The organism is Shinella sedimenti (assembly GCF_022601905.1).
In the GTDB taxonomy this organism is placed as follows: Bacteria; Pseudomonadota; Alphaproteobacteria; order Rhizobiales; family Rhizobiaceae; genus Shinella; species Shinella sedimenti.
Window position 1 is genome coordinate 383,384 of the sequence record NZ_JAKVIN010000006.1, and the last position, 26,848, is coordinate 410,231.

The following is a 26,848-nucleotide window of genomic DNA, read 5'->3' on the forward strand; positions in this document are numbered from 1 at the left end:
GACCGGTTGGTAAACATTACAGCTTCCGGGGCGGCACTCAAGCCGAAAAACCAAAAACCTTGAAGCTTCGCCCAAGAAAATGGCGGCGACTTAAACTGGTGAATTTTGCGGCACTTTTCTATCGGAGAAGAGGCCGGGAGGCACGATGGCATTACCGAGGGCGGCAAGGACACAACGGCGCACGCGCATCCAGGAGGCCAAGGAGGAGCAGATCCTCGAGGCCGCTCTTGAGGTGTTTTCATTGCACGGTTTCCGCGGGGCAACGGTCGATCAGATCGCCGAGGTCGCCGGCATGTCCAAGCCCAACCTGCTCTATTATTTTCGCACGAAGGAGGCGATGCACCGCGCGCTGATCACACGCGTTCTCGACACCTGGCTCGATCCGCTGCGCGAGTTTGATGCCGGCGGGAATCCCGTCTCGGAAATCCGCTCCTATATTCGCCGCAAGCTGGAAATGGCGCGTGATTTTCCGCGCGAAAGCCGGCTTTTCGCCAACGAAATCCTCCAGGGCGCACCGAACATCGAGGACGAGCTGAAAGGGCCGCTGAAGGCACTGGTCGACGAAAAGGCCGAGGTCATCCGAACCTGGGCCAAGGCAGGCAAGATCGCCAAATGCGATCCGTATCACCTGATCTTTTCGATCTGGTCCACCACCCAGCACTATGCGGATTTCGATGTGCAGGTGCGCGCTGTTCTCGGCCAGGACCAATCCGGTGACGGACGGTTCGAGGATGCGGCGCGCTTCCTCGAACAGCTTTTCCTCAACGGCCTTCACATCAACGAGCAGCCGACCTAGGCTTGCTGCGCGCCGGCTCTGTCTTTGGCTGGCCAAAGAGGTTTGCGGCGATCTGATCGCGCTCGCGCCACAGTGCGGGCAGGGCGAGCAAACCGATGCAGATCACGGCAATCGTCGTCTTGGTGAGTTGGGAAAGCGCCGGGGTGCGCCCGTCGGCGTAATAGACGGCATAAACGATGGCCACGTGCCAGACATAGACCTGCAATGAATGCCGCCCGAGAAGGCGCAGGAAGCGGAGCGTGAAGACGGCCGTGACGATGCCCGCGAGCCTGCGGATCCATAGATTGTGGTGCTTGGGCCCGGCGATCAGCAGCCAGGCGAGACCGATCGCGACGGCTGCGAAATTCAGCAGATAAACGGGGCCAAAATCGGCGCGGATCTCCATCGTCGCGAACTTGTCGAGCACGGCCGGCGGCAGCAGATCCCACGCGGTGACGATGCGCAGCGGAAGGAAGAACAGGCACACGGCAAGTGCGACCTTGGGCAGCATCGTCTTTTCCGGCGAGAAGATGCGTGTCCACTCGATCCTGTTCTGCGCCGTGAGCACGCCGATGACCATGGCCGAGAAGAACACGATCTGCCAGCCCAGCATGTTGAAGCTGGCGCGGATACCCTGATCGTCGGGGCCTATGACGAGCGCGTTCAGCGGTTCTGTGAGGAAGCGCTGCAGGCCAAGCTGCGCGGCCATCCAGACGATCAGCGAGCCGGCGAGCACATGGACCCACTTGCCGCGAAGGCAGAGCCAGACGAGCGGCGGGGCAAACAGCATGTAGACGATATATTGCGGCAGGATGTCCATGAAGGTCGGCTGGAAGAGGAAGGTGGCGATGGCCGCCAGCCGCAGCGGCTCGTCGAAATTCGTCGTGCCGAGCCAGTTGTACCAGAGCCTTTGGGCATCGGGCAGGATCATCTGGACAACGAGCACCGCCATCACCGTGCCCATGGCGTAGCGGTAGAGTTCGGAGGCGCGGTCAAACAAGAGCTGCCGGCCCTTCTCATAACCATTCTTGAGCATCTTTCGGGCATAGACCATGCCGATGAGCAGGCCGGACAGGAAGACAAATCCCTGTGCGTCCTCGACAAAGGCGAACTGACGATGGTTGACTTCCATCATCCAGTAACCGCCAACGAAGATCAGGTGATTGATGAGCATGAAGACGAGAAAATAGCCTCGCATGCCGTCGATGATCTCAAATCGCTTCAAAATCCGCGCTCCGCTGAAAACAAGATGCGCCCCTATGGGGGCCGGAACGCGCGGCGCGTATGATCGTTCCCGATAAATTTACCGGCAGCGGGGTTTTCGGACGCCCATTGTGATCATGGATGGAGATGAGGGCCACGTTTCGTCAACGAAATCGCCCTATCGTTCACTCTTGCGATGGCACTGATGACGTCGAAAAGTGTCATGCCGCGCGACGGCACAGGAAAGCCGCAATAACCACTTAGCCAGTGCCACGGAAAAGGAGAAGCAATGACGACAGCGATCGGTTTCAAGGACACGGACCGCAAGACGAGCGAACTGCTCGAGGATATCCTGCATTCCATCAGGGGCGAGCACATCACCCTGCGCGATCTTCTCGCGATGATGGGCGAAAGCGGGCTGCTTTTGCTCTGTGCCTTCCTGTCGCTGCCCTTTCTGTTTCCCGTCTCCATTCCGGGTGTTTCCACCGTCTTCGGTGCCGGTATAGTGCTGATCAGCGCCGCGATCACCGTCAATCGCCTGCCATGGTTGCCGCAGAAGGTCGCCGACCGACGGCTTGAGAGCGGCAAGCTGCGCCCGGTGCTTCAGCGGGGCGTGACGTTCCTGCGGCGCATCGACCGCTTCTTCAAGCCGCGGTTCTCAGGCTTGACGAGCGGTGCGGCCATGAACCGTTTCAACGGTCTCGTGCTGATGGGTGCGGGCCTGCTGCTGATGGCGCCGCTCGGCCTCATTCCCTTTTCCAACACCCTGCCGGGGGTGGCGATCCTGTTGATGGCGGCCGGCATTTCGCAGCGTGACGGGCTCGTTGTGCTGGGCGGCTATGTCATGGTCGTGCTGACCATCGTCTATTTCTCCGCCATCGCCCTCTTGGCCTACAGCGCAGGCCGCAGCTTCAACCTTTTCGGCTGACGGGCAGTCACGCCGTCCGCCGGTTCCACGGCATCCGCGCAAGCAGCAAGGCCATGCCGCACCAGCCGGTGACACCGGCCAGGGCCAGCATGGCGCCTATAATGCCCGCCAGCGCGAAAGCGGCTGTCAGGCCGGAGAAACCCATGAGGATGAGACCTGCGATCAAAAGTCCGATCGTGATCTGCACCTGCCGAAACATAGGCACTACCGGCTGCCCCTTATTGCCGACGACAGGCAAGCCGGCCGCTTTCCAGGCATCGATCCCGCCTTCGAGATTGTAGATCATGTGCCCGGTGCCGGCTTGTTCCGCTGCAAGGCAGGCGGTTTCGGCGCGGCCACCTTTCAGGCATTGGAAGATCACCTTGCGGCTGGCAGGTATCTGCATGACGGCAAACGTTGTGCCGACCGAGGCGAGGGGGACCGAGGCGGCGCAGGCGATGTGTTCTGCGCTGAACTCGTCAGGCTCGCGCACATCAAGCAGCATGGCTTCACCGGAGGCAAGCCAGCTTGCCGCCTCTCGCGGGGAAATGGTCTTGGTCATGTGCGGTCCTTTCCGCAGAAATGGGTGTAAAGCACAGCCATGATCTCCATCACGGCCGGATGGTCGATGGCGTAGAAAAGCGTGCGGTGATCGCGCCTGTACCGCACGATTCCCTCGTCCTTCAGCTTGGCGAGGTGCTGCGACATCGAGGTCTGCGCTATGCCGGTCTCTTCGATGATCTCCCCTACGCTACGTTCGCCATTCGCAAGTGCGCAGAGAATGAGCAGGCGATGGGAATTGGCCAGCCCCTTCAGGAAGTCTGCGACCGACTCCGCTTTTGCCGGCATCTCCTCGGTGATTGTCATGACAGCCTCTTTACGATTCGTATTTTTATGATATCAAGAAAATATGAAATGTAAAGCACAGGAGCGAACGGTGACGAAGGATTACAAGGCAATCACGCGCGATATCGCGGCCTATACGGGCGAATTGCGCAAACTGGCGCCGGAAGCGATGCAGGGCTTTCATGCGCTTGCGAAAGGGGCGGGCGCCGACGGGACGTTGGACAAGAAGACGAAGGAACTGATCGCGCTTGCGATTGGCGTGACGCAACGTTGCGACGGCTGTATCGGCTTTCACGCGAAAGCGCTGCACGAGCTCGGAGCCACACGGCAGGAGGTCGGGGAAGTTATGGCTATGTGCGTCTATATGGGCGGGGGCCCGGCTCTCATGTATGCGGCAGACGCATTGCGCGCTTACGACCAGTTTGCCGGGGCCTGAGCGGCCCCGGCTGCGTGTCCCTACTCGGCGGCCTGGCGGGCTGCCGGGTTGTTCGGATGCGTCGTCCAGTTGGCGTAGTTCGGATCCACAACCTTGCCGGTGCGCTGGTCCAGCGTGCCGGGCTCCAGCCCGACCATGGTGATGCAGTTTTCAACGGGGCAGACGTTTACGCACAGATTGCAGCCGACGCACTCGTCTTCCATCACCTCGAAATGCCTGACGCCATCCACGAACTGCGTGATCGCCTGGTGCGAGGTGTCCTCGCAGGCGATGTGGCAGCGGCCGCACTTGATGCAGGCATCCTGGTCGATATGTGCCTTGGCGATGTAGTTGAGGTTGAGATACTGCCAGTCGGTGACATTGGGCACGGCACGGCCGCAGATATCGTCGAGCGAGCGGTGGCCCTTGGCGTCCATCCAGTCCGACAGGCCGGATATCATCTCCTGCACGATCTTGAAGCCGTAGGTCATGGCCGCGGTACACACCTGCACGTTGCCGGCACCGAGCGCCAGGAACTCAGCGGCATCGCGCCATGTCGTGATGCCGCCAATGCCGGAGATCGGCATGCCGTAGGTTTCCGGGTCGCGGGCGATTTCCGCGACCATGTTGAGCGCGATGGGCTTGACCGCCGGGCCGCAATAGCCGCCATGCGTGCCCTTGCCACCGACCGTCGGGTTCGGGGCGAAGTTGTCGAGGTCTACGGAGACGATCGAGTTGATCGTGTTGATCAGCGACACGGCATCGGTGCCGCCGGCCTTGGCCGCGCGGGTGGGCTTGCGGATGTCGGTGATATTCGGCGTGAGTTTGGTGATGACGGGCATGCGGGTGTATTGCTTGCACCAGCGCACGACCATTTCGATATATTCCGGTACCTGGCCGACGGCGGCACCCATGCCGCGCTCAGACATGCCGTGCGGACAGCCGAAGTTCAGCTCGATGCCGTCGGCGCCGGTTTCCTCCACCAGCGGCAGGATCGCCTTCCAGCTTTCCTCCTCGCAGGGCACCATGATCGAGGCGATGAGCGCGCGGTCCGGCCAGTTCATCTTCACCTGCTTCATCTCGCGCAGGTTGGTGTAAAGGTCGCGGTCGGTGATCAGTTCGATATTGTTCAGGCCGAGCAGGCGGCGGTCAGCACCCCAGATCGCGCCGTAGCGCGGGCCATTGACATTGACCACCGGCGGGCCTTCCTCGCCCAGCGTTTTCCAGACCACGCCGCCCCAGCCGGCCTTGAAGGCGCGCTCGACATTGTAGGCTTTGTCGGTGGGCGGTGCGGAGGCGAGCCAGAACGGGTTTGGCGACTTGATGCCGACGAAATTGTTGCGAAGATCAGCCATGTCTCATCTCCCTCAAGCGACGGCAATCGATGGCTGCGCACCGGCAGCCAGCATGCGGTTGATCGAATCGGCGGCATCGCGGCCCTGCGCGACGGAGGTGACGGTCAGGTCTTCGCCGGCCTTCACGCAGTCCCCGCCCGCCCAGACATTGGCGACGGAGGTACGGCCCTCTGCATCGATGGCGATGCGCCCGCTGGCCATGGCGAGCGAACCGAGGCCGGCCGGCTCGAAGGTCTGGCCGATGGCCTTGAAGATCTGGTCGGCGGCAAGCACGCCGGTCTCTCCGGTGCCTGTGAGCTTGCCGTCGCGTATCTCGGTATATTCGACCTCGATGCCGGCGACATGGCCGTCGCGCGCGATGACCCGCTTGGGCTGGAGCCAGTGGCGGATCATCACGCCCTTGGATGCTGCAAGATCCTGCTCGAATTCCGAAGCGTTCATCTGTTCCTTGCCGCGGCGGTAGCAGATGGTCACCTCTTCGGCGCCGAGCAGCTTGGCCTGTACGGCTGCGTCGATGGCGGTCATGCCGCCGCCGATCACCACGACACGCCGGCCGACCGGAACGGTCGCCTTGTCCGTGGACTGGCGCAGCTCGGCGATGAAGTCGACGGCATCCACGACGCCGGGAAGGTTCTCGCCTTCCGCCCCGAGTGCGTTGACACCAGACAGACCCATGCCAAGGAAGACGGCATCGAAATTGGCTGTGAGGTCGGAGAGCGTGAAGTCCCGGCCGAGCTTCAGGCCGTTCTTCACCTCGATGCCGCCGATAGACAGCACGTAGTCCACTTCGGCCTGCGCGAAGTCATCGACCGCCTTGTAGGTGGCGATGCCGTATTCGTTGAGACCGCCCGCCTTCTCGCGCGCTTCGAAGACTACCACGTCATGGCCTGCCACGGCGAGGCGATGGGCGCAGGCGAGGCCGGCGGGGCCTGCACCGACCACGGCGATGGCCTTGCCGGTGCGCGCGGCGCGCTCATAGAAGTGCGTGTTGGTGGCGATTGCGACGTCGGTCGCATAGCGCTGCAGGCGGCCGATCTCCACGGGGCGATGCTCGGCGGTGTTGCGCACGCAAACCTGTTCGCAGAGCGTCTCTGTGGGACAGACGCGGGCGCACATGCCGCCCAGAATGTTCTGGTCGAAGATCGTCTTGGCCGAGCCGATCGGATTGCCGGTCGAGATCTGGCGGATGAACAGCGGAATGTCGATGGAGGTGGGACAGGCCGTCATGCACGGCGCGTCGTAACAGAAGTAGCAGCGATCGGCTGCGACCAGCGCCTCGTGATCGTCAAGGCGCGGGTGGAGGTCGGAAAAGTTCGTTTCGTATTCGGCAGGCGCAAGACGCCCCCGATGTATCCCAGACTGCGTCGTTCCCATTGTTATCTCCCATTCGCGTGGGCTTTTTGAATAGGAGAACGGTAACCCAGCTTTATTTTTTTATCAAACGGTAAAACTTCAAAAGAAATGCTGGTTTTTCAATGCCTGCCGCAAAAATAAACATGAGTTTTATGGTATTCTTTATGGGTCGTCAGTAACGGCGGCCATGCTTGCTTGCCGTGTCTGCGCCGGCACATGACGTTTGACAGAATGGCCGAAAAGATGCAGCAAATCGCGTGAAACGATCGGGGTGAACGATGGCAAAGCGGACGGAAACAGTCGGACGGCTGGACGATGCGGCAAGAGCCGGATGGCTCTATTATGTGGCCGGCCGCACGCAGGATGAAATCGCGTCCGCCATGGGCATCTCCCGCCAGTCGGCGCAGCGCCTCGTGTCGCTGGCGGTGGCGGAACGCCTGATCAAGGTGCGCCTCGACCATCCCATTGCCGAATGCCTGGAACTGGGTGAGGCGATGCGCAGCAAGTTCGGCCTTACGCATGTCGATATCGTGCCGAGCGATCCGGGCTCTTCCTCCACGACGATCGGCATTGCCGAGGCGGGGGCCGCCGAAATCGAGCGCTGGCTCAAGAAGGCAGATCCTATCGTGCTGGCGGTTGGAACCGGGCGTACGCTCAAGGCGGCCATCGACCAGCTGCCGGCCATGGAGTGCCCCCAGCACCGTATCATGTCGCTGACCGGCAATATCGGTCCCGACGGTTCGGCCGCTTATTACAACGTCATCTTCTCCATGGCCGATGCCGTGAAGGCGCGGCATTATCCCATGCCTTTGCCTGTCCTTGTTTCTTCCAGCGAGGAGCGAGACCTGTTGCATCGGCAAAGCCTTGTCCAGTCGACGCTCAAGCTCGGCCGGGAGGCGGATGTCGCCTTCGTCGGTATCGGCGAACTCGGCGTAGACGCCCCTCTGTGCCTGGATGGCTTTCTCGATCCGGACGAAATGATGCGGCTGATGGAGGAAGGGGCGACCGGCGAGATTTGCGGCTGGATGTATGACGGTGACGGTCGTCTCCTGGAAGGCAGCATCAACGAGCGCGTCGCGTCCGTGCCGCTGCCGTCGCGCGAGACCACCACCGTCATCGGCCTTGCCAAGGGCAAGCGCAAATACGCCGCCCTGCTTGCAGCCCTTCGTGGCCACATGATCAACGGCGTCATCACCGATGAGGCGACGGCCCGCTATCTGCTTGCGGCCTGACCGGGCTTTTCCGCGCCCAACGCTTCATAGCTTTCATAGAAAAATCCCATGAAATTCAACGGGTGTCTGCCCGCATTGTGCGGCGCAGCAACGAATGCCCGTTGACTTTCTTCGCCAGTTTGTGAGTAATTGCCCATGAGCGAAGCAAATGCTCATAAGCTTTCTGGGAGGAAGATGATGAATTTGAGAACCCTTCTGCTGGGCGTTAGCTCGGCTGCTCTCCTGTGCGGTTTCGCCAATGCCGAAACCCTGACCATCGCCACCGTCAACAACGGCGACATGATCCGCATGCAGGGTCTGACGGACGATTTTGCCGCGAAGAATCCGGACATCCAGCTCGAGTGGGTCACGCTCGAGGAAAACGTGCTGCGTGAGCGCGTCACGACTGACATCGCGACGAAGGGCGGCCAGTACGACATCGTCACGATCGGCAACTACGAAGTTCCGATCTGGGCCAAGCAGGGCTGGCTCGTCGCCCTCGACGGCCTCGGCGACGACTACGACGTCGACGACCTGTTGCCGGCCATCCGTGGTGGTCTTTCGGTCGACGGCAAGCTCTACGCCGCGCCGTTCTACGGCGAATCCGCCATGATCATGTACCGCAAGGACCTGTTCGAGAAGGCCGGCCTCACCATGCCCGATTCCCCGACCTGGGAATTCATCGGTGAAGCAGCCCGCAAGATCACGGACCGCAGCGCCGACATCAGCGGTATGTGCCTTCGTGGCAAGGCCGGCTGGGGCGAGAACATGGCGTTCCTGACTGCGCTCAACAACTCGTTCGGCGGTCGCTGGTTCGACGAGAAGTGGCAGCCGCAGTTCGATCAGCCGGAGTGGAAGACATCCCTCCAGTTCTACGTCGACCTGATGAAGGATGCCGGCCCGCAGGGCGCCTCTTCCAACGGCTTCAACGAAAACCTGACGCTCTTCCAGCAGGGCAAGTGCGGCATGTGGATCGACGCGACCGTGGCTGCGTCCTTCGTGTCCAACCCGAAGGACTCGACGGTTGCCGACAAGGTCGGCTACGCGATCTTCCCGGACACGGGCAACGGCAACCATGGTCACTGGCTGTGGTCCTGGAACCTCGCCGTTCCCGCAAGCTCGACCAAGGCGGAAGCCGCGCAGAAGTTCATCGCCTGGGCAACCAGCAAGGGTTACACCGAGCTCGTCGCCAGCAAGGAAGGCTGGGCAAACGTTCCTCCGGGCACGCGCACCTCGCTCTACAAGAACGCCGACTACGAGAAGGCAGCACCCTTCGCAGCGCCGACGCTTGCTGCCATGGACGCGGCCGATATCACCAAGCCGTCGGTCAAGCCGGTGCCCTATACGGGCGGCCAGTTTGTCGCCATTCCTGAATTCCAGGGTCTCGGCACGACGGTCGGCCAGCTCTTCTCGGCGGTGCTTGCCGGCCAGTCTTCCGTGGACGACGCGCTCGCACAGGCCCAGACGGCGGCCGTGCGCGAAATGACCCGCGCCGGCTACATCAAGTAAAATCCTCCTCCCCAAGGACAGGTTGCCCGGAATGCGTTCCGGGCAGCCTCTGGAAGGGCAGTCTCTTCCGGCGCGGGACGCTTGCCGCAGCTCGCGCCGGCTCAATAAAAAACAAGTGACAAGAACATTTGGGTTCCACCCAATGCGGGGAAGCGAAACCTGTCCGGCGTTTTGGCGCGCCGGCAAACCGGGAGGTCACGATCATGGCGACGGAGAATACGCGCGGTCTTGCGCGTCTAATGTTGGCACCCTCTGTGGGCCTGCTTCTGATCTGGATGATCGTGCCGCTGGCCATGACATTGTGGTTCTCGTTCCAGAACTACAATCTTCTGAACCCGGCGAATGTCAGCTGGACAGGTCTTTTCAATTATAAGTTCTTCTACACGGATCCGGCCTTCTTCCAGTCTATCTGGAACACGCTGCTGATCGTCGGCGGCGTGCTGCTGATCACAGTCATCGGCGGCATCGGCATCGCGCTCCTGCTCGACCAGCCGATGTGGGGCCAGGGGATCGTGCGCATCATGATCATCTCGCCCTTCTTCGTCATGCCACCGGTGGCCGCGCTGGTGTGGAAGAACATGATCATGCATCCCGGCTACGGGGTGCTCGCGGATATCAACCGCGCCTTGGGCTTCCAGCCGATCGACTGGTTCGCACAGTTCCCGCTGCTCTCGATCATCATCATCGTCGCCTGGCAATGGTTGCCGTTCGCCACCCTCATTCTGCTCACGGCGCTCCAGTCGCTCGATGGTGAGCAGAAGGAAGCGGCGGAAATGGATGGCGCGGGCTTCGTGAGCCGCTTCGTCTATCTGACGCTGCCGCATCTGTCGCGTGCCATCACGGTCGTCATCCTGATCCAGACGATCTTCCTGCTTGGCGTCTATGCGGAAATCCTCGTCACCACCAATGGCGGGCCGGGCTATGCCTCCACCAACCTTGCCTTCCTGATCTACCGCACCGCGCTTCTGGGCTACGACGTCGGCGGCGCATCGGCGGGCGGCATCATCGCGGTCATCCTGGCCAATATCATCGCCATCTTCCTGATGCGCGCTGTCGGCAAGAACCTGGACAAGTAGGGAGAAAAGTCATGGCACGAGCAGTCTCGACCCGCCGCATGGCCGTGGCCACCGCCGCCGCGTGGATCATCGCCCTCATCATCTTCTTTCCGATCCTCTACACCATCATCACCTCGCTGAAGACGGAGACGGAAGCGATCAAGGGTTTCAACCTCATCCCGTCCTTCACGATGGAAAGCTATGTGACGGTGCAGACGCAGAGCGGCTATCTGAAGCCGTTCATGAACTCGGTGGTCATCGCGGTCGGCTCCACGATTCTCGCGCTCTTTGTTGCCATACCGGCGGCATGGTCCATGGCGTTCTCGCCGACGCGGCGCACCAAGGATATTCTGATGTGGATGCTCTCCACCAAGATGATGCCCGCCGTCGCCGTGCTGGTGCCGATCTACCTCATCTTCCGCGATTTCGGCCTGCTCGACACGCGCATCGGCCTGACGGTCATGCTGACGCTGATCAACCTGCCGATCGTGGTGTGGATGCTCTACACCTACTTCCGCGAGATTCCGGGCGAAATCCTGGAAGCGGCGCGCATGGACGGCGCCTCGCTGTTCGACGAGATCGTGCATGTGCTGACGCCAATGGCGGTGCCGGGCATCGCCTCTACACTCCTGCTCAACATCATCCTCGCCTGGAACGAGTCGTTCTGGACGATCCGCCTGACGACGACGAACGCCGCTCCGCTGACGGCCTTCATCGCGTCGTTCTCGAGCCCACAGGGTCTCTTCTGGGCGAAACTATCGGCGGCATCGACGCTCGCCATCGCCCCCATCCTCATCATGGGATGGTTCTCGCAGAAACAGCTCGTCCGCGGCCTGACCTTCGGCGCCGTGAAGTAAGGGGAGGGAACTCATGGGCAAGATCATCCTGAAAAAGGTCAACAAGTCCTTTGGCGCGACGCACGTCATTCCGGGCATCGACCTGACCATCGAGGATGGCGAATTCGTCGTTTTCGTCGGCCCGTCGGGCTGCGGCAAGTCCACGCTGCTGCGTTTGATCGCGGGCCTGGAAGACACGACCTCCGGCACCATCGAGATCGACGGCAAGGACGTGACATCGGCGGCGCCCGCCAAGCGTGGCCTTGCCATGGTGTTCCAGTCCTATGCGCTCTATCCGCATATGACGGTGCGCAAGAACATCGCCTTCCCGCTCAAGATGGCGAAGGCAAGCCCCGAGGTGATTGAAAAGAAGGTGGCGGAAGCGGCGCGCGTGCTGAACCTCACCAACTATCTCGAACGCCGTCCGGGCCAACTTTCCGGCGGTCAGCGTCAGCGTGTGGCTATCGGCCGTGCGATCGTGCGCGAACCGTCGGCTTTTCTCTTCGATGAGCCGCTGTCCAACCTAGATGCGGCCCTGCGCGGCACAATGCGGCTGGAGATCAGCGAACTGCATCACCAGCTGAAGACCACGATGATCTACGTGACCCACGACCAGGTCGAGGCCATGACCATGGCCGACAAGATCGTGGTGCTGAATGCCGGCAATATCGAGCAGGTCGGCTCGCCGCTCGATCTCTACAACAAGCCCGACAACCTCTTCGTCGCCGGCTTCATCGGCTCGCCGCGCATGAATTTCGTCAAAGGTGAGTCCGCGAAGCCGTGGAATGCGCCGACCGTCGGCATCCGCCCCGAGCATATCAAGCTTTCCAAGGATGCCGGCACCTGGAAGGGCGTCGTCGGCGTGGCCGAGCACCTCGGCTCCGACACGTTCCTGCATGTAAATGTCGAGGGTATCGGCATGCTGACCGTTCGCGCCGACGGCGATTTCATCGTCACCCACGGTGACGTCGTCTACCTCACTCCGGACGACAGCCGCATTCACCGCTTCGACGAAAGCGACAAGGCGATCCGATAGGGGCACGCGGCATCGGTCGGGCGTAGCGAAAGCCCGCGCCTGCCCGATGAGCGAAACCGCATCGCGTCGGACCTGCACAAGCATTGACCGGAGCAAACCGGAAGGAATGACCATGACCACGAAACTGTCGCTCGCCACCCTCAAGGACGTCTCAGGCACCGCCAGCGTGCCTTCCTATGACCGCGGCAGCCTCAAGGCCGGCATCGTCCATTTCGGCGTCGGCAATTTCCACCGGGCGCACCAGGCGATCTATCTCGACGATCTCTTCAATCTCGGCCGCGATCATGACTGGGCAATCGTCGGCGCAGGTGTCCTGCCGTCCGATGCGGCCATGCGCGACAAGCTGGCCGGGCAGGATTTCCTGACGACCGTGGTCGAGCAGGACAACAACAGGTCCGGCGCACGCGTAACCGGAGCGATGATCGATTACCTTGCACCAGGCAATGCCGCCGCGACCATTGCGGCGCTCGCCGATCCGGCGATCCGGATCGTCTCTCTGACGATCACCGAGGGCGGTTACTTCATCAACCCCGCATCCGGTGTCTTCGATCCGACCCATCCCGCCATCGTCGCGGACGCGGCTGATCCCGCCGCGCCGAAGACCGTGTTCGGCCTCATCCTCGCCGGCCTGAAGGCCCGCAGGGACAAGGGTATCGCGCCCTATACGGTGATGTCCTGCGACAACATTCCGGGCAATGGCGAGGTCACGCATGCGGCTGTCTCCGGCCTTGCCCGCCTTTCCGATCCTGATCTTGCCGACTGGATCGATGCCAGCGTTGCCTTTCCGAACGGTATGGTCGACCGTATCACGCCGGCCACCGGCCCGCGCGAAATCGGTATCGTCGCGGACGACTACGGCATTGCGGATGCCTGGCCGGTTTTCTGCGAAGAGTTCAAGCAGTGGGTGCTGGAGGACAACTTCCCTGAGGGACGCCCGGCGCTCGAAGAGGTCGGCGTGCAGTTCGTGCCCGACGTCGCGCCTTACGAGCACATGAAGATCCGTATCCTCAATGGCGGTCATGCAGCCATCGCATATCCGGCCGCGCTGCTCGATATTCATTTCGTGCACGAGGCGATGGAAGATGCGGATATCCGCGCCTTTCTGGCCAAGCTGGAGCGCGAAGAGATCATTCCTGTGATCCCGCCGGTGCCGGACACCGACCTCAACGATTATTTCGCGCTCATCGAACATCGCTTTTCCAATCCCAAGATCGGCGACACCATTCCGCGGCTTGCACAGGACGGCTCCAACCGTCAGCCCAAGTTCATCCTGCCGTCGACTGCCGACCGGCTTTCGCGCGGCGAGGATGTCGTGGGGCTTGCACTCGTGTCGGCGCTCTGGTGCCACTATCTGGCCGGCATGACGGATGGCGGCAAGACGATCAGCTTCAACGATCCCAACATCGACCGCATCCATGCCGCCGCTCTGGCCGCCAGGGAAAATCCGGCCGCGTTCCTGGAACTGAAGGAGATCTTCGGTTCTGTGGCGGATTCCGAACTCTTCCGCCGACGTTTCTCGAACGCGCTGCAAACCCTCCAGCGCAAGGGGACGCGGGCGACGCTGAAGCTCTATCTGGAAGGTAATCTGGCAAATTGAAAGATCGTGGTCGATCCGGGCCTTTTCATCGTATTTGGCAGGAAGTAGGAGGGGGCTCTGAACATGGAACGGAACCTCATGGCCGCCAACCCGACGGAACTGGTCATCTTCGATTGCGACGGCGTGCTTGTCGATAGCGAGCCGATCTCGCTTGCGGTGCTTGTCGAGGCGCTGGCTTCGGCCGGCGTGGTGATGAGCGAGGCGGAGGCGCATGCCCGCTTTCTCGGCCGCAGCCTGAAAAGCATGTCGGAAATCCTGCATGACGATTATGGCCTTGCTGTCGATGCCGCTTTTCTGGAAGCGATGCGCAAGGCGCTCTATGCGCGTTTTCGCGCCGAACTCCAGCCGATCGATGGCATTGCCGAGACGGTCGACAGGCTCGGCATTGCTCACTGCGTCGCGTCTTCCAGTCAGCCCGAGCGCATCCGCCTCTCGCTTGCCGTGACAGGCCTTATCGACCGCTTCGAACCCAATATCTTCAGCGCCACCATGGTCTCACGCGGCAAGCCGGCGCCTGATCTTTTCCTCCACGCCAGTGCTGCGATGGGTGTTGCGCCTGCGCATTGCGTCGTGGTGGAAGACAGTCCGGCCGGCATTACGGCGGCCAAATCCGCCGGAATGCGGGTCGTGGCCTTTACCGGCGGCTCGCATGCGCGCTCTCCGGAGCACCAAGAAGCTCTTTATCGCCTGCAACCCGACGCGCTGTTTGACGACATGCGGGAATTGTTACAGTTTGTCCGCAACGAAAAGGGCGACGGGAAAGAGCATTGATGCGCGATCTGATCGTTGCGGTGGACATCGGCACCGGCAGCGCCCGTGCGGGCGTGTTCGACCGGAGCGGTGCTTTGCTCGGCCGATCCGAGCATGCCATCGCGATGCGCCGACCGGCTGCGGATTACGCCGAACACGATTCCGAAGATATCTGGAAGGCCACCTGTGCCGCCGTGAGGGTTGCGGTGGCGGCAAGTGGCGTGGACGCGTCGCGTGTCGCAGCCCTCGGCGTGGATGCCACCTGCTCCCTCGTGATGCGCGACACCGAGGGACGGCCTCTCGCTGTCTCCGGCGCGGACGATCACTGGGATACGATCGTCTGGCTCGATCATCGGGCCCTGAGGGAAGCCGACATCTGCACGCAAACCGCCCATCCGGTGCTGGCGCATTCGGGTTTCGTGATGTCGCCGGAAATGCAGATGCCCAAGCTGATGTGGCTGAAGCGCCACCAGCCGGAGCAATGGGCGCGGGCCGGCTACGTCTTCGACCTTGCCGACTTCATCACCTGGCGTGCCACGGGGTCGAATGCCCGTTCGCGCTGCACCATGACGGCGAAGTGGTGCTATCTCTCTCATGAGGCAAAACCCTGGAACGAAAGCTTTCTCCAGGTTATCGGCCTTGAGGACATGGACCGCAGGGGTTTGCTGCCGCACGATACCCTGGCCGCAGGCGAAGCCGTCGGACAGTTGACACCGCAGGCGGCGGCGGATCTCGGCCTCGACGCCGGTTGCGTCGTGGCAACGGGCCTCATCGATGCCTATGCCGGCACGCTAGGCCTGCTCGGTCCCTTCGCCGGCGAACCTGAAATGCTGGAAAGGCAGCTTGCGCTGATCGGCGGCACATCGAGCTGCATCGCCGCCTTTGCGCGGGACAAGAAATTCGGCCACGGCACATGGGGGCCTTATTATGAGGTGCTGCTGCCCGAATGGTGGCTCGTCGAGGCGGGACAGTCTGCCACCGGCGCATTGCTCGATCATATCGTGCGTTCACACAGCGCCGGCGGCGAGCCGTCCACGCGCAACCATGCCCGGATCGTCGCCCGCATTCGAGAGATGCTTGAGGAGGAGGGCGTCGCGCTTGCCGCACGCATGCATGTGCTGCCGGATTTCCACGGCAACCGTGCGCCGCTGGCCGATCCCCATGCGCTGGGCGTCATCAGCGGCCTCACGCTGGACGCATCCTTTGACGGGCTGTGCCGGCTGTATTGGCGAACCTGTGTGGCCATCGCGCTCGGCATTCGGCATATCCTCGAAACCTTCGGCGAGCGCGGCTACCGGTTCGATACGCTCCATGTCGCGGGCGGCCATGTGCGCAATCCGTTGCTGATGGAACTCTATCGCGATGTCACGGGCTGCCGTGTCGTGGTGCCGGAAACGGAGGATTCCGTGCTTCTCGGCACCGCCATGGTTGCGGCCGTTGCAGGCGGTCTTCATGCCGATCTTTCCGAAGCCGGGGCTGCCATGTATCCGGGCGGGCCCGCCTTCCTGCCGGATCCTGCGCGAAAGGCCGGATACGATCGCGATTACAAGCGTTTCCTGGCGCTCCACCGGCACCGGGCGGAGCTTGAAAATCTCGACGTGTAAATCCTTCAATAAATCTGCAAAACGGCGGAACCAAATTTCAGACCGTGAGTTCTTCTGCTGTAACCGGTCTGCGCATATCCCCCAAATGCGAGGCCCTCGACCGGTTCACGACCACGAGACCGTCCCCCCTCCGGTTCGTGGACAATCAAGCAGCCAGTGCCGCGACGGCACTGGCTGTTTTTTTTGGCAAAAATTCCCAAATAAAAGGCGGCGGTGGGCGTGCCATCCCACCGCCGCCCAGCCGCGCCGCCGCTACGGCTTGTCCGGGAGCAGGATCAAGCCGCTACGCGGGGCTGCGGCGTGAAGAGCAGGGCCTGATTGATGAGCACCTTCACCTGTTCGGGATTGAACGGCTTGGAGACGAGGAAGGCTGGTTCCGGGCGCTCGCCCGTCAGAAGACGTTCCGGATAGGCGGTGATGAAGATGACGGGAATATCGACCCTCGACAGGATGGTGTTCACGGCGTCGATGCCGGAGGATCCATCGGCAAGCCGCACGTCGGCGAGAACGAGGCCCGGCTGGCTGTCGCGCCACAGCGCCTCGGCTTCGGACTGCGTCCTGGCGATGCCCGCCACCCGATGGCCCATGCCGCTCACCATATGGGCGAGATCGAGCGCAATGAGCGGTTCGTCCTCGATGATCATGATGCCGGTCTCAGCCTGAGCGGCGATGTCGGCGAATGTTGCGTCGAGCAGGCGCCTGACGGTCTCGACCTCCTGATCGAGGATTTCGGCCGTCGCTTCGACGGAGAAGGTTTCGACGGTCGCCAGAAGCAATGCCTGCCGCGCAAGCGGCGGAACGGTGGAAAGATCGAAGGGGTTCGCGACGCCCGGCAACGGTGCATCCGTACCGCGGCTGATCGATACCGGCAGCGAAGAAATGATGCGGCTGAGCAGGCAGAAGAGGCGTTTTTTATCGTCGCCGTTCTCGGCCATGGTAGAAGGGTCGATGAGAATGGTCTCCAGCATCGCGGCCACATAGGCGTCACCGGAAGACTGGGTTCCCGTAAGCGCACGCGCATAGCGGCGCAACGCCGGCAGGTGTGGCCCGATGCGGTCGGAAATCGGCATGATTTATCCCCTGTTTTTGGAAATGCGACAATCGCAGTTGACGGCATTAACGCGCTTGCCGAAATTAGGTTCCGAACCATGGAACTTTTTTCAATGCCGGGCATTTTCAAGCCAAATCCGCCTGACTGGCGCCAGGAACAAAGAAAGTGGCCGTGAGTGAATAGCTTGGAAAAGAAAAGAGACACGAGACAGCCTCCCGCGAAGGTGAACGGCGCAAATGCGCAGATCGCGGTCAAATTGCGCGCGTTCTACCATTCGGTGCAGGAGGAGACGCTTCCCCAGAAGTTTCTGGATCTCCTCGAAAAGCTCGACGCTGTTGAAAACAGCGCCCAGCGGGTCGAGTGAGGGCACCCATATGGAGCAACCGACCACGTTCAAGCGGGAACTGCTGGCTGTTCTTCCCAGCCTTCGCGCCTTTGCGATTTCTCTGATCGGCCGGCATGATCAGGCCGACGATCTCGTTCAGGACACGATCATGAAGGCCTGGGCCAAGCAGGAACAGTTCGAGATGGGCACGAACATGAAGGCCTGGCTCTTCACGATCCTGCGCAACGAGCTTTACAGCAAGATGCGCAAGCGCGGCCGCGAGGTGCAAGATTCCGATGGTATCTTCACCGAAAACATGGCCCAGCATCCCTCCCAGTATGGCTCGCTCGACATGCAGGACTTCAAGAAGGCGCTGGAAAAGCTGCCGGACGAGCAGCGCGAGGCGATTATCCTTGTCGGCGCGTCCGGGTTCTCCTACGAAGAGGCGGCCGAGATTTGCGGTTGCGCGCTCGGTACCATCAAGAGCCGCGTCAATCGTGCCCGGCAGCGCCTGCAGGAGCTCTTGCAGGTGAGCGGGGAGAGCGACTACGGTCCCGACGCCGTGTCGGCGCCGATCACGTCGCGCGCTTTTGCATCGTGAGATGGTAAGAGGGGTTGCCGTCACGATGACGGGGAAGGAAGAGGGGTAAGGCGAAACGCGGCTGTGCCAGTGCCTTCGGGCGCGCTCAGCGGACACGCGATCGCCTGACGAGAAGGTGTATGAAGGACACTGTTCAAGCATTGCCGGTGGTTGACGCTGCGGCTCTGGGATTACCAGGCCGCTCGTCGGCGCTTGGCAATGCGGTCCCTGAGTTCTTCGGCCCGGATCCGGATTTCGATGGCATCGCCGCTCTGGCCGCCGGTTTCGTTTCCGCGCCGGTTTCCATCGTCAGCGTGTTCGCTGACCAGGACCAGTGTTTTCTCGCCCGACTTGGCACATCAGAAATAAGGATGCCGCTGAGAGGAACTTTCAACGCCAGCCTGATGGCCCATGGCGGTGATGCGCTGCTGGTCCCCGACGCGCGCGTGGATCCCCGTTTCTCCAATCTCGAGACTTTTGGCTGCACTCCCAAACTGCTGTCCTATGCCGGTGCGCCGATCATGATCGACGGCCGGCCGGTTGGCTCCGTTGTCGTCGGCGATGTGGTTGCGCAGGCGCATTGGCCTGACGATTTGTTGCAGCGGCTGGAACGGCTTGCCTCGCTCGCGGCATCGCTGATCAAGCTCAAGGAGGAGACACGCCGGCGCACGCTTGCGGCCGAAGCAATCTCGCGCGACGAGAAGCGCCATGCGCTGGCGCTGGATGCGGCCAATGTGGCGAGCTGGCTCTGGGATATCTCGACCGGGCTCATTTCGGGCAATGACACGTTCTACCGCATGTTCGGCGTGCAGCCTCCACGCCCGCTCAGCGCGCGAAAGTTCTTCATGACGGTGCACGGCGCCGACCGGAAGCTCGCGATCGGGCGGCTGCGCCGTGCACTGGCCTCCGGCAAGGAGTATGACGGGCTTTTCCGCACGGCGAAGTCCGGTCGTTGGCTGCTCGGACGCGGGCGGGTGCATGAGCGAGACGCCAACGGGAAACCGACGGTTTTCCTTGGTATCAACGTGGATGTGACGGACGCGCAGCTTGCATCGGACCGGACGCGTCTTCTGCTTCGTGAATTGAACCATCGTGTGAAGAATACGCTGGCCATGCTGCAATCGCTTGCGCGGCAGACGCTGCGCCAGACAAGCGATCCGGTGGCTTTCATGGATGCGTTTGCCGGGCGCCTGCAATCGCTTTCAGAGGCGCATGGGCTGCTCAGCGATCATGAATGGGGCGTCATCCGGCTGAAAATGCTGCTCGAAAAGCAGATCATGCCCTATGCCATTGACTTCGAACAGCAGGTGGAGGTCCACAAGGACGAGGTTCAACTCGGGCCGGATCAGGCCGTCGGTCTGGGGCTGGTGCTGCATGAACTGGCAACCAATGCCCGCAAATATGGCGCCTTCTCGGTGCCGTCAGGCAAGGTGGTCATCACCGCGCGCGTGGTGGTTGAGGATGGTCAGGACGTGCTCAATATGACCTGGCATGAAATGGGCGGCCCGCCGGTCGCCCCTGCTTCACGTCGGGGCTTTGGATCCGTGCTGATCGAGCGCAGCCTGGACAAGATCCTCGGCAGCAGCGTTCATGTTGAATATCTGCCGCAAGGCGTAACGGCAGTCATACGACTGCCGCTCTAATCACCATATCGTTGATGTAACGCCTTGCTCAGTCGTCGTCGCGGCGCGATTTCGGCGCGAGCATGAAACCGAGCGCGAGCGCAACTGCGGTCGCGGCGAAGGGTTTGCGGGTCGCCATGGTCGCGGCGGCCGCCATCAGGTCGCGACGTGCTGCGAGCTGCTGACGGCGCAGGCGCCGCAGTTCCCGTTCCCGCTTGTTGCGGGCCGCGACGATCCCCAGAATGATCAGTGCCAGCACCAGAAAGCCGCCCGCCAGCCCGAACAGGGCGGGGCCAGCGCCGTAATGGCGCGCAAGCAGAATGGCCGCCCCAACAAGTGTCAGGACATAGGCGGTCAGCAGAAGCAGACCTATCACAAGGCCCGCGATTGCGTTTCGCTTGGCGATGTCCACCGTCTCATCGACCCGGTCGCTGACACGGCTGACGAGATTTTGGACGAGAACGGCCCCCAGTGACAGCATGCTTTTGCGCTCCGCAAAAATAAGGCGGGGAAGCCGTTGCGGCTTCCCCGTTCAGGATTTGTATGATCAGCGACGCAGCAGGCCGGCGAGCAGGAAGCCTGCGGCGGCGGCGATGCCGAGGGTCGCGAGCGGGTGCTCCCGCACGGCCTCGCGTGCCTTGCGGCCGGAATCCTGGTAACGCGACTGGAAGTCCGCGAGGATATCCTCCCCGGCGGCGATCATGTCGCGGATGTCTGTGTCGGCGCGGCTTTTCAGGCCGCGCACGGTGTCGCGGGCATCGGCCTTGGCAGCGCGGGCCTTCTTGCGGATGCTGCTGGCGCCGCTTGCGGCATCATCGGCCATGCTGCGGGCAAGTGCTGCAAGTTCTTCGCGCAACTCGGCAATCTGGTCCTCTACGGCGCTCGCCTTGTCGTCCAGACCTTCGCGGAGGCTCTTCTTTCGCGATGAAAACATTCCGTTGGCCATGCCGTTTCTCCTTTTGCGGTCGCCTGCGTCAGGCGCGTGCGATACGCGCTCCACCCCCTTGGCGGAACGGTCTTCCGGCAACCTAACGTGGCGAACGAAAAAAGGTTCCGAAAAATCAGTATGACGCGGTATGCGGCAGAACGAAAGGCACGCCCGGTCCTGGAACCCCGTTGATGCGCATGCGGCAACCGAAAACCGCCTCCATGGCGTCGTCGGTCATCACCGCAGCGGGGCGGCCAGCATGGGCGACGGTGCCGTTCTTCATCATCACCATGTGATCGGCGAACATCGCCGTCAGGTTGAGGTCGTGCATGACTGCGATCACGCCGCCGCCGCCTTCACAGTAGCGTCTTGCCAGCTGCATGATGGTGAGCTGATGGCGGATGTCGAGCGCGGAAACGGGCTCGTCCAGCATGAGGAAACAGGGCTCGCCATCGAGCACGGGTTCCCATATCTGCGAGAGCACGCGGGCAAGCTGCACGCGCTGTTGTTCGCCGCCGGAAAGCTCCTGATAGAAGCGTCCCGCAAAGCCGCCGAGATCCACCGCAGCGAGGGCTTCGGCCGTGATCGCATCGACACGCTCGGCGTGGCGGTTCGGACCGACGGTGAGGCCGAGGCGCACGATTTCCCGCACAGTGAACGGGAAAGCGATTGTGGCGGCCTGGGGGAGGACCGCACGTTTGACCGCAAGCTGCCACGGCTCGAGCGCGCGGATATCGTGGCCGTTCAGGGTGATCTCGCCCTTGCTGGGCAATTCACCCGCGATGGCCTTCATGGTGGTGGTCTTGCCGGAGCCGTTCGGGCCGACGATCGCCGTGATTTCGCCGGCTTTCGCGGCCAGCGACACGCTGTGCACGATAGTCTTGCCGGAGAGGCTGACCGTGAGGTTTCTTGCGTCGATCATGTGTTCTACCAGCTGTCGCGTCCACGGTGGCGAAGCAGCACCCAGAGGAAGAAGGGCGCGCCGGCAAGCGCGGTTATGATACCGATCGGCACTTCGGCCGGCGCGACGATGGTGCGTGCCAGCATGTCGGCGCCGAGCAGCAGGACACCGCCCAGCAGGGCTGACGCCGGCAGAAGATAGCGGTGATCGGGCCCGATAACGAGACGCAACAGATGCGGCACCACGATGCCGACGAACCCGATGCCGCCGCTCACGGCAACAGATGCGCCGACCGCGCCGGCGACGGCGACGATGGCGGTGTATTTCAGGCGCTGAACCTTCACGCCCATGTGGAAGGCGGCAGCCTCGCCAAGCGTGATTGCATTGAGCCCGCGCGACAGGAAGGGCACGACGACGAGAGCGAGCAGGATGATGGGTGCTGCGGCGGCGACCTTCGCCCAGGTCATGCCTGAGAGCGAGCCGAGACCCCAGAAGGTGATGTCGCGCAGTTGCTTGTCATCGGCCATGTAGATGAGTATGCCGGTCACGGCACCGGTCAGTGCGGAAATGGCGATGCCGGCGAGCAGCATCGTGGCAACCGACGTCTGGCCGCCGCGCGTGGCGATGCGGTAAAGCAGCAGCGTGGTCAGGAGGCCGCCCACAAAGGCGGCCGCAGGCAGCGTGAAAGCGCCAAGCGAGGCCATGAGACCGGCGGGCATGCTCGTGCCCAGCACGATCATCAGAACCGCGCCGAGCGCCGAACCCGAGGAGATGCCGACAAGACCGGGATCGGCCAGCGGGTTGCGGAAAAGCCCCTGCATGACGGCGCCCGACATGGCAAGTGCTGCGCCGATCAGAAAGCCGAGCAGCGCGCGCGGCATGCGGATATCCAGCACGATGATGCGGTCGCGCATGCTGAGCACGGTGTCTTCGGTGCCGCCGAGCAGCGCACCGATGACACGCAGCGCGGATGCATCGGAAGCGCCCGTGGCGATCGAAAGGGCGAGCGCGATCAGAGACAGCCCGACGAGGATGACCAGCGTCAGGCGGGCGACCGCGCTCCTGTCCCCTTCGGCGCGGATCTTGGCGCTACGCATCAGGCGAGAACCGTGCGCAGGGGTGCGCAAGGCATCATTGAGAGACATTACCGGCCTTGCCATACAGTGCTTTGTTCAGGTCGCGGATGGCCGAGGCGGTGCGCGGGCCAAAGCCGAGCAGGTGCAGGCCGTCCATGCGCAGGATCGCCTTGTTCGCGGCGGCCGGTGTCAGCGAGATCGCCGGATGCTTCAGGACCTCCTCGTCGCTCGAGCCGTGGCCCGGACGATCCATGAGCATGATCACATCGGGCTTGGCATTGATGACCGCCTCGTCGGTCAGCGGCTTGTAGCCTTCGAATGCGCCATCCGTGGCGTTGATGCCGCCTGACAGACCTATGATGCCGTCGGCCGCTGTGTGGCCGCCGGCCGCCATGACCCGACCGTTCTGGAAGCTGAGGACGAAAAGGACACGCTTTCGCTCATTTTCGGGCTGCTTGGCGGCTTCGGCGATGGCGGCATCCAGATCGGCGCCGACCTTCTCCTCCAGTGCCTTCGTCTTTTCCGGTACGCCGAGGAAGGTGCCGACGATGTCGATCTTCTTCAGGATGGCCGCGCGGTCGAAGCCTTCCGGAACCGTTTCGAAGGGAACGCCGCTGCTCTTCAGCACCGCCAGCGCATCGGCCGGGCCGCTGCCTTCGATGGCCAGGATGGCGGTCGGGTTGACGGCCATCACGCCCTCAGGCGAAAGCGCGCGCATGTAGCCGACGTCAGGCAGCTTCATGGCTTCCTTGGGATACATGCTGGTGGAATCGCGTGCCACGAGGCGATCCTCTTCGCCCAGCGCATAGACGATTTCGGTCAGCGCGCCGCCGATCACCACCACCTTGGAGGTGTCGACCTGCTGCATCTCCTGCGCGATCGCCTGGCGGACGAAGCCCTGCGACCCTGCGGGCGACAAGGGCAGAAGCAGTGGGGCGGACAGGGCGAACACGGTAAGCGCCACTTCCCAGGGACGGGCGCGGCGGAAGTCGAAGCTCTTGCTCATGGTCTGATCCTCGGGTGGTGATCCTGCGGCGAGATGCCCTCAGGCTGCGGCGCTGTCGGGGCGTGGCAGGCTTTCGAGGATCTCGCGCCAGTCAGCGCGTTCCGTCATGCCTTCCTTCCGCTTGCCGAAGAACTGCACGATCATTTCGCCATTGGCGTCGTAAGCCTCGAGCGAAGTGACGTGCCCGTCGCTGGTCGGCTTGCGCACGACCCAGCATTCGGCGACGTGATCGGTGCGCAGATGCATGTGGAAGGTCGGGTCCATGACGTTGATCCACGGGCCCATCGGCTGGATGTTGTGGACGGGGCCGGTGTGGATCTGGATCGTGCCATGGTTGCCGACAAAGCACATGATATCTGCGCCGCGCTCGGCGGAGGCATGCAGCAGAGCGCTCACGGCATCTGCGCGAACCTCGTGCGCGAAATCCTCACCGACGCTACGAACGGCGTCCTGGCGGGCGATCTTCAGCTTGCGCAGCATGCCGAAGAACTGGTGCGTATCCGTCATCGTGCTCCAGTTTTCGCGCAGCGCCTCCACGTCGACGGGGCCGGTCTCGACGGTCTTCTCCGAGATTACCTCCACGAATTCCTGCGATTGGTCCTCCAGTCGGAAGTCGGCGACGATGGTCTCATAGGCTTCGAGGTTCGAAGCCGGGCGCAGGTGCACCTTGTGCACGGCATTGCCGGCCTTGTCGAAGAACTGGAGGCTGCGGCGAACCTGATCACCGTCCGCCTTCGTCACGGCGAAGCCATGCGCCCAGGTGCCGGGGAAGATGCGCAGGTCGATGTTCTCGCCCAGCACGATGGAGGCGTGCTTGCCCGTATTGATCTTCTCGAAGACGCCGATCTTTTCGTGCACCACGCTCTCGTTGCGGGTCAGCGCCATGACTTCGCCGAGCGCTTCCGAGCGCTCCAGAAAGCGATTGGCGTCGCCGTCGATGCGCACCGCCGTCAGGCCAACTTCCGCCGCCACGAGCGCCGCTTCCGAAATGCCGAGCTGCGCGGCGATGTCGCGTTCGCGCATCTTGGGGTTTTCGGCGCGGAAAGCGCGGATTTCGGCGGGGGTCGGTCGGGTCGTATTGGTCATTGGGCGCGGCCTTCGTCGAGATGCGTGTTGCAATTTCTTGGCCTGCTTTTTCCCCGAGATTTTTCTCGGTGGAGCAGGGGTTTGACAGGAATTCTGGCGTTTACTATCTTGACTTGCTTACTCATATTTATCTATTGACGCAATACCAGTCTCGGAAAGTCATGTTAATTGTTCGGGGCTGGTGGAATGGCGATGGCCGCGCTAGTCGGCCGACAAAAAAGCAGGCGATACAATGATCCGACGCACCCTTCTGATTTCCGCGATGCTTTCCGCTGCCGCCGTCACCGGTGCCGCAGCCCAGGAGGCGGCCGCAGCCAAGGGGCTGGACATCGAGTTGAATGCGCTGGCTGCCTCGCAAAAGGGCTGCCTCTTCACCTTTGTCGCCGGCAACGGATTTGCGCAGGACGTTTCGAAGGTGTCGTTCGAGTTCGTGATCTTCAACGACAAGGGCACGGTGGAGCGCCTCGCGCTGCTCGATTTCCGTGAACTGCCTGCCGGCAAGTCCAAGGTGCGCCAGTTCGACGTGCCGGGCATCAAGTGCGAAACGGTGAAGAACCTGCTGATCAACGACGCGCCCGTCTGCGAAGGCGAAGGGCTGGAAAAGGGTCGCTGCATGGACGGGATCGTTACACGCAGCAAGGCTTCTGCCGGTCTCGATGGTTGAGCCGAAGGGATTGAATCGAGTGCGCGGTGCATGACGCATCGCGATGCATGAAACGGAAATACGGGTGGCGTGATGGCTGGAAGCAAATGGCTCTGGGGCGGTGCGGGCATTCTTTCCCTGCTTGCTCATGCGGGCGCGGCTGCAATCCTCACCATGACGCCGCAACCGCCGGAGGACGAAGCGCTTATCGCCGGCGGCGTCGTCGCCGAAGTGGCGATGCTCGGCAATGGCGCATTCGAGGCCATCGAATCGGGCAAGCCCGACGACATGATCACGCCCGAGACGATCCAGCCCGAGGTGGCGGAATCTGAGCCGCAGGAAGTGGCCGAAATTCAGCCAACGGAAATTACGCCCGAAACAAACGAGATCGCTCCTGTCGAGCCGATCGTTTCCCAGCCTGTCGAGGAGATGATTGTTCCCTCGGCGGAGGTGGAGATTGCAGCCGTGCCGATTCCGGAGATCAAGCCTGAAATAGAGCCCGAGCGCGAAATCAAGCCGGTTCCCGAGGTGAAGAAGGAAAAGCCGGTCAAGAAGGTGGAGCGCAAGAAGCCCAAGCAGAAGGTCGTTCGCAAGGCTGGCGAGGAGGGCAGGGCCCGGGAAAACGCGACCCGCGGCGAGGTCGATGGTTCCGCCGATGTGAAGGTCGGCGCCGTCGGCGGGCAGAAGAAGGGCAATTCGACGATGGCCGGCAATGCCGCCGTCAGCAACTATCCGGGAAAGGTGCGCAGCAAGATCAACCGCGCCAAGCGGCGCGTGTCGGGCGGCGATCGCGGCAGCGTTGTGGTGAGCTTCACCGTGGGCGCCGGCGGTCAGGCGAGCGGCGTCAGAGTTGCGCGCAGTTCCGGCAGCGGTGCGCTCGACAATGCCGCGGTTGAGGCCGTGATGCGCGCGGCACCCTTCGCCAAGATTCCCGAGGCGGCCGGGCGTTCATCCTGGGCGTTCACGGTTCCGATCGTCTTCAACTGACGTTCTTTTCCCGCCGTCCTATGACCGGCGGGATTTTTTTACCATAAAATATGAGTTTTATGGTCAACTTTATACTTTACTCTGAAAATCAAGTTTTGTAGGTTGCCCCTGACTGAGGCTCCACAGCGGTGGAGTGCCAAAGGGGATGTTGCATGAACGGAATGACTGCGGGGCGTATGGAATCGATCCTG

Annotated in this window: 29 protein-coding genes; 17 read left to right on the forward strand and 12 right to left on the reverse strand. The window is 62.2% G+C overall.

From position 1 onward, the window contains the following. Positions 1 to 145: 145 nt before the first annotated feature. Entirely contained in the window at positions 146 to 796 is a 651-nt protein-coding gene (locus tag MKI86_RS16130) for a TetR family transcriptional regulator C-terminal domain-containing protein (RefSeq protein WP_241602391.1), read from the forward strand. Here the strand turns inward: MKI86_RS16130 and MKI86_RS16135 are convergent. Next, positions 777 to 2,000, reverse strand: a complete 1,224-nt coding sequence (locus tag MKI86_RS16135; protein WP_241602418.1) for an OpgC family protein — start codon at positions 1,998 to 2,000, stop codon at positions 777 to 779. The two genes, MKI86_RS16130 and MKI86_RS16135, sit on opposite strands and share 20 nt — an antisense overlap. 267 nt (positions 2,001 to 2,267) lie before the next feature. Between MKI86_RS16135 and MKI86_RS16140 the strand changes: the two genes are divergently transcribed. Further along, entirely contained in the window at positions 2,268 to 2,906 is a 639-nt protein-coding gene (locus MKI86_RS16140; RefSeq protein ID WP_241602420.1) for an exopolysaccharide biosynthesis protein, read from the forward strand. A 7-nt stretch (positions 2,907 to 2,913) separates the two neighbouring features. Here MKI86_RS16140 and MKI86_RS16145 read toward each other — a convergent pair whose 3' ends face one another. Together MKI86_RS16145 and MKI86_RS16150 are read right to left on the reverse strand one after the other, a co-directional pair. Further along, positions 2,914 to 3,447, reverse strand: a complete 534-nt coding sequence (locus MKI86_RS16145) for a rhodanese-like domain-containing protein (protein WP_241602422.1) — start codon at positions 3,445 to 3,447, stop codon at positions 2,914 to 2,916. Continuing rightward, complete coding sequence (locus MKI86_RS16150; protein WP_241602424.1) at positions 3,444 to 3,752, reverse strand: ArsR/SmtB family transcription factor; 309 nt, start codon at positions 3,750 to 3,752, stop codon at positions 3,444 to 3,446. Before MKI86_RS16150 ends, MKI86_RS16145 begins: the two co-directional genes overlap by 4 nt. Before the next feature lie 70 nt (positions 3,753 to 3,822). Between MKI86_RS16150 and MKI86_RS16155 the strand changes: the two genes are divergently transcribed. Beyond that, a complete protein-coding gene (locus MKI86_RS16155) occupies positions 3,823 to 4,167 on the forward strand; it encodes a carboxymuconolactone decarboxylase family protein (RefSeq protein WP_241602426.1) in 345 nt (114 codons plus the stop codon). 20 nt (positions 4,168 to 4,187) lie between these two features. Here the strand turns inward: MKI86_RS16155 and preA are convergent, their stop codons facing one another. Further along, positions 4,188 to 5,501 (reverse strand): NAD-dependent dihydropyrimidine dehydrogenase subunit PreA, encoded by a 1,314-nt coding sequence (gene preA / locus MKI86_RS16160; protein WP_241602429.1) that lies wholly within the window; start codon positions 5,499 to 5,501, stop codon positions 4,188 to 4,190. Positions 5,502 to 5,513: 12 nt separating this feature from the next. Further along, positions 5,514 to 6,875, reverse strand: a complete 1,362-nt coding sequence (locus tag MKI86_RS16165) for an NAD(P)-dependent oxidoreductase (protein WP_241602432.1) — start codon at positions 6,873 to 6,875, stop codon at positions 5,514 to 5,516. 257 nt (positions 6,876 to 7,132) lie between these two features. On the opposite strand from MKI86_RS16165, the gene MKI86_RS16170 reads away from it, so the two are divergent. The 8 genes from MKI86_RS16170 (at position 7,133) to MKI86_RS16205 (ending at position 16,452) form a co-directional block, all read left to right on the forward strand. Beyond that, positions 7,133 to 8,086, forward strand: a complete 954-nt coding sequence (locus MKI86_RS16170; protein WP_241602436.1) for a sugar-binding transcriptional regulator — start codon at positions 7,133 to 7,135, stop codon at positions 8,084 to 8,086. Positions 8,087 to 8,263: 177 nt separating this feature from the next. Continuing rightward, a complete protein-coding gene (locus tag MKI86_RS16175) occupies positions 8,264 to 9,574 on the forward strand; it encodes an ABC transporter substrate-binding protein (RefSeq protein ID WP_241602439.1) in 1,311 nt (436 codons plus the stop codon). A 203-nt stretch (positions 9,575 to 9,777) separates the two neighbouring features. After that, entirely contained in the window at positions 9,778 to 10,650 is an 873-nt protein-coding gene (locus tag MKI86_RS16180) for a carbohydrate ABC transporter permease (RefSeq protein WP_241602442.1), read from the forward strand. 11 nt (positions 10,651 to 10,661) lie between these two features. After that, complete coding sequence (locus tag MKI86_RS16185; RefSeq protein WP_241602445.1) at positions 10,662 to 11,486, forward strand: carbohydrate ABC transporter permease; 825 nt, start codon at positions 10,662 to 10,664, stop codon at positions 11,484 to 11,486. Positions 11,487 to 11,499: 13 nt separating this feature from the next. Next, positions 11,500 to 12,501 carry an ABC transporter ATP-binding protein gene (locus MKI86_RS16190; RefSeq protein ID WP_241602448.1) on the forward strand — a complete coding sequence of 334 codons (1,002 nt, stop codon included), beginning with the start codon at positions 11,500 to 11,502 and terminating at the stop codon, positions 12,499 to 12,501. 112 nt (positions 12,502 to 12,613) lie between these two features. Further along, a complete protein-coding gene (locus MKI86_RS16195) occupies positions 12,614 to 14,098 on the forward strand; it encodes a mannitol dehydrogenase family protein (protein ID WP_241602451.1) in 1,485 nt (494 codons plus the stop codon). Positions 14,099 to 14,176: 78 nt separating this feature from the next. Then, the gene (locus tag MKI86_RS16200) at positions 14,177 to 14,869 is read left to right on the forward strand and encodes an HAD family hydrolase (RefSeq protein WP_241602546.1); all 693 of its coding nucleotides are present in this window, start codon (positions 14,177 to 14,179) and stop codon (positions 14,867 to 14,869) included. Further along, positions 14,869 to 16,452, forward strand: coding sequence for an FGGY-family carbohydrate kinase (locus MKI86_RS16205; RefSeq protein WP_241602454.1), 1,584 nt, complete (start codon positions 14,869 to 14,871; stop codon positions 16,450 to 16,452). The genes MKI86_RS16200 and MKI86_RS16205 overlap by 1 nt, the downstream gene beginning before the upstream one ends. A gap of 275 nt (positions 16,453 to 16,727) precedes the next feature. Here the strand turns inward: MKI86_RS16205 and MKI86_RS16210 are convergent, their stop codons facing one another. Next, positions 16,728 to 17,522 (reverse strand): response regulator, encoded by a 795-nt coding sequence (locus MKI86_RS16210; RefSeq protein ID WP_241602457.1) that lies wholly within the window; start codon positions 17,520 to 17,522, stop codon positions 16,728 to 16,730. On the opposite strand from MKI86_RS16210, the gene MKI86_RS16215 reads away from it, so the two are divergent. From MKI86_RS16215 to MKI86_RS16230, 4 genes are all read left to right on the forward strand, one after another. Beyond that, positions 17,521 to 17,682 carry a hypothetical protein gene (locus MKI86_RS16215; RefSeq protein ID WP_241602461.1) on the forward strand — a complete coding sequence of 54 codons (162 nt, stop codon included), beginning with the start codon at positions 17,521 to 17,523 and terminating at the stop codon, positions 17,680 to 17,682. The genes MKI86_RS16210 and MKI86_RS16215 overlap by 2 nt on opposite strands. Before the next feature lie 5 nt (positions 17,683 to 17,687). Further along, complete coding sequence (locus MKI86_RS16220) at positions 17,688 to 17,867, forward strand: NepR family anti-sigma factor (protein ID WP_370879991.1); 180 nt, start codon at positions 17,688 to 17,690, stop codon at positions 17,865 to 17,867. A gap of 10 nt (positions 17,868 to 17,877) precedes the next feature. After that, positions 17,878 to 18,429 carry an RNA polymerase sigma factor gene (locus MKI86_RS16225; RefSeq protein WP_160869925.1) on the forward strand — a complete coding sequence of 184 codons (552 nt, stop codon included), beginning with the start codon at positions 17,878 to 17,880 and terminating at the stop codon, positions 18,427 to 18,429. Between the two features lie 119 nt (positions 18,430 to 18,548). Beyond that, positions 18,549 to 20,051, forward strand: a complete 1,503-nt coding sequence (locus tag MKI86_RS16230) for an HWE histidine kinase domain-containing protein (protein WP_241602462.1) — start codon at positions 18,549 to 18,551, stop codon at positions 20,049 to 20,051. A 28-nt stretch (positions 20,052 to 20,079) separates the two neighbouring features. Here the strand turns inward: MKI86_RS16230 and MKI86_RS16235 are convergent, their stop codons facing one another. From MKI86_RS16235 to MKI86_RS16260, 6 genes are all read right to left on the reverse strand, one after another. Continuing rightward, positions 20,080 to 20,511, reverse strand: a complete 432-nt coding sequence (locus tag MKI86_RS16235) for a hypothetical protein (RefSeq protein WP_241602465.1) — start codon at positions 20,509 to 20,511, stop codon at positions 20,080 to 20,082. Positions 20,512 to 20,577: 66 nt separating this feature from the next. Next, the gene (locus MKI86_RS16240; protein WP_241602467.1) at positions 20,578 to 20,976 is read right to left on the reverse strand and encodes a glycine zipper domain-containing protein; all 399 of its coding nucleotides are present in this window, start codon (positions 20,974 to 20,976) and stop codon (positions 20,578 to 20,580) included. Positions 20,977 to 21,091: 115 nt separating this feature from the next. Then, positions 21,092 to 21,880 (reverse strand): heme ABC transporter ATP-binding protein, encoded by a 789-nt coding sequence (locus MKI86_RS16245; protein WP_241602468.1) that lies wholly within the window; start codon positions 21,878 to 21,880, stop codon positions 21,092 to 21,094. A gap of 5 nt (positions 21,881 to 21,885) precedes the next feature. Then, positions 21,886 to 23,019 carry a FecCD family ABC transporter permease gene (locus tag MKI86_RS16250; RefSeq protein WP_370879992.1) on the reverse strand — a complete coding sequence of 378 codons (1,134 nt, stop codon included), beginning with the start codon at positions 23,017 to 23,019 and terminating at the stop codon, positions 21,886 to 21,888. Further along, on the reverse strand, positions 22,991 to 23,941 hold the full coding sequence (locus tag MKI86_RS16255; RefSeq protein WP_241602472.1) for a heme/hemin ABC transporter substrate-binding protein: 951 nt from the start codon (positions 23,939 to 23,941) through the stop codon (positions 22,991 to 22,993). The genes MKI86_RS16250 and MKI86_RS16255 overlap by 29 nt, the downstream gene beginning before the upstream one ends. Before the next feature lie 39 nt (positions 23,942 to 23,980). Then, on the reverse strand, positions 23,981 to 25,027 hold the full coding sequence (locus MKI86_RS16260) for a hemin-degrading factor (RefSeq protein ID WP_241602476.1): 1,047 nt from the start codon (positions 25,025 to 25,027) through the stop codon (positions 23,981 to 23,983). 232 nt (positions 25,028 to 25,259) lie between these two features. Here MKI86_RS16260 and MKI86_RS16265 point away from each other — a divergent pair, with 232 nt between their 5' ends. Then, a complete protein-coding gene (locus tag MKI86_RS16265) occupies positions 25,260 to 25,691 on the forward strand; it encodes a hypothetical protein (protein ID WP_241602479.1) in 432 nt (143 codons plus the stop codon). A 72-nt stretch (positions 25,692 to 25,763) separates the two neighbouring features. Beyond that, positions 25,764 to 26,657, forward strand: a complete 894-nt coding sequence (locus MKI86_RS16270) for an energy transducer TonB family protein (protein WP_241602482.1) — start codon at positions 25,764 to 25,766, stop codon at positions 26,655 to 26,657. Positions 26,658 to 26,848 lie beyond the last annotated feature (191 nt).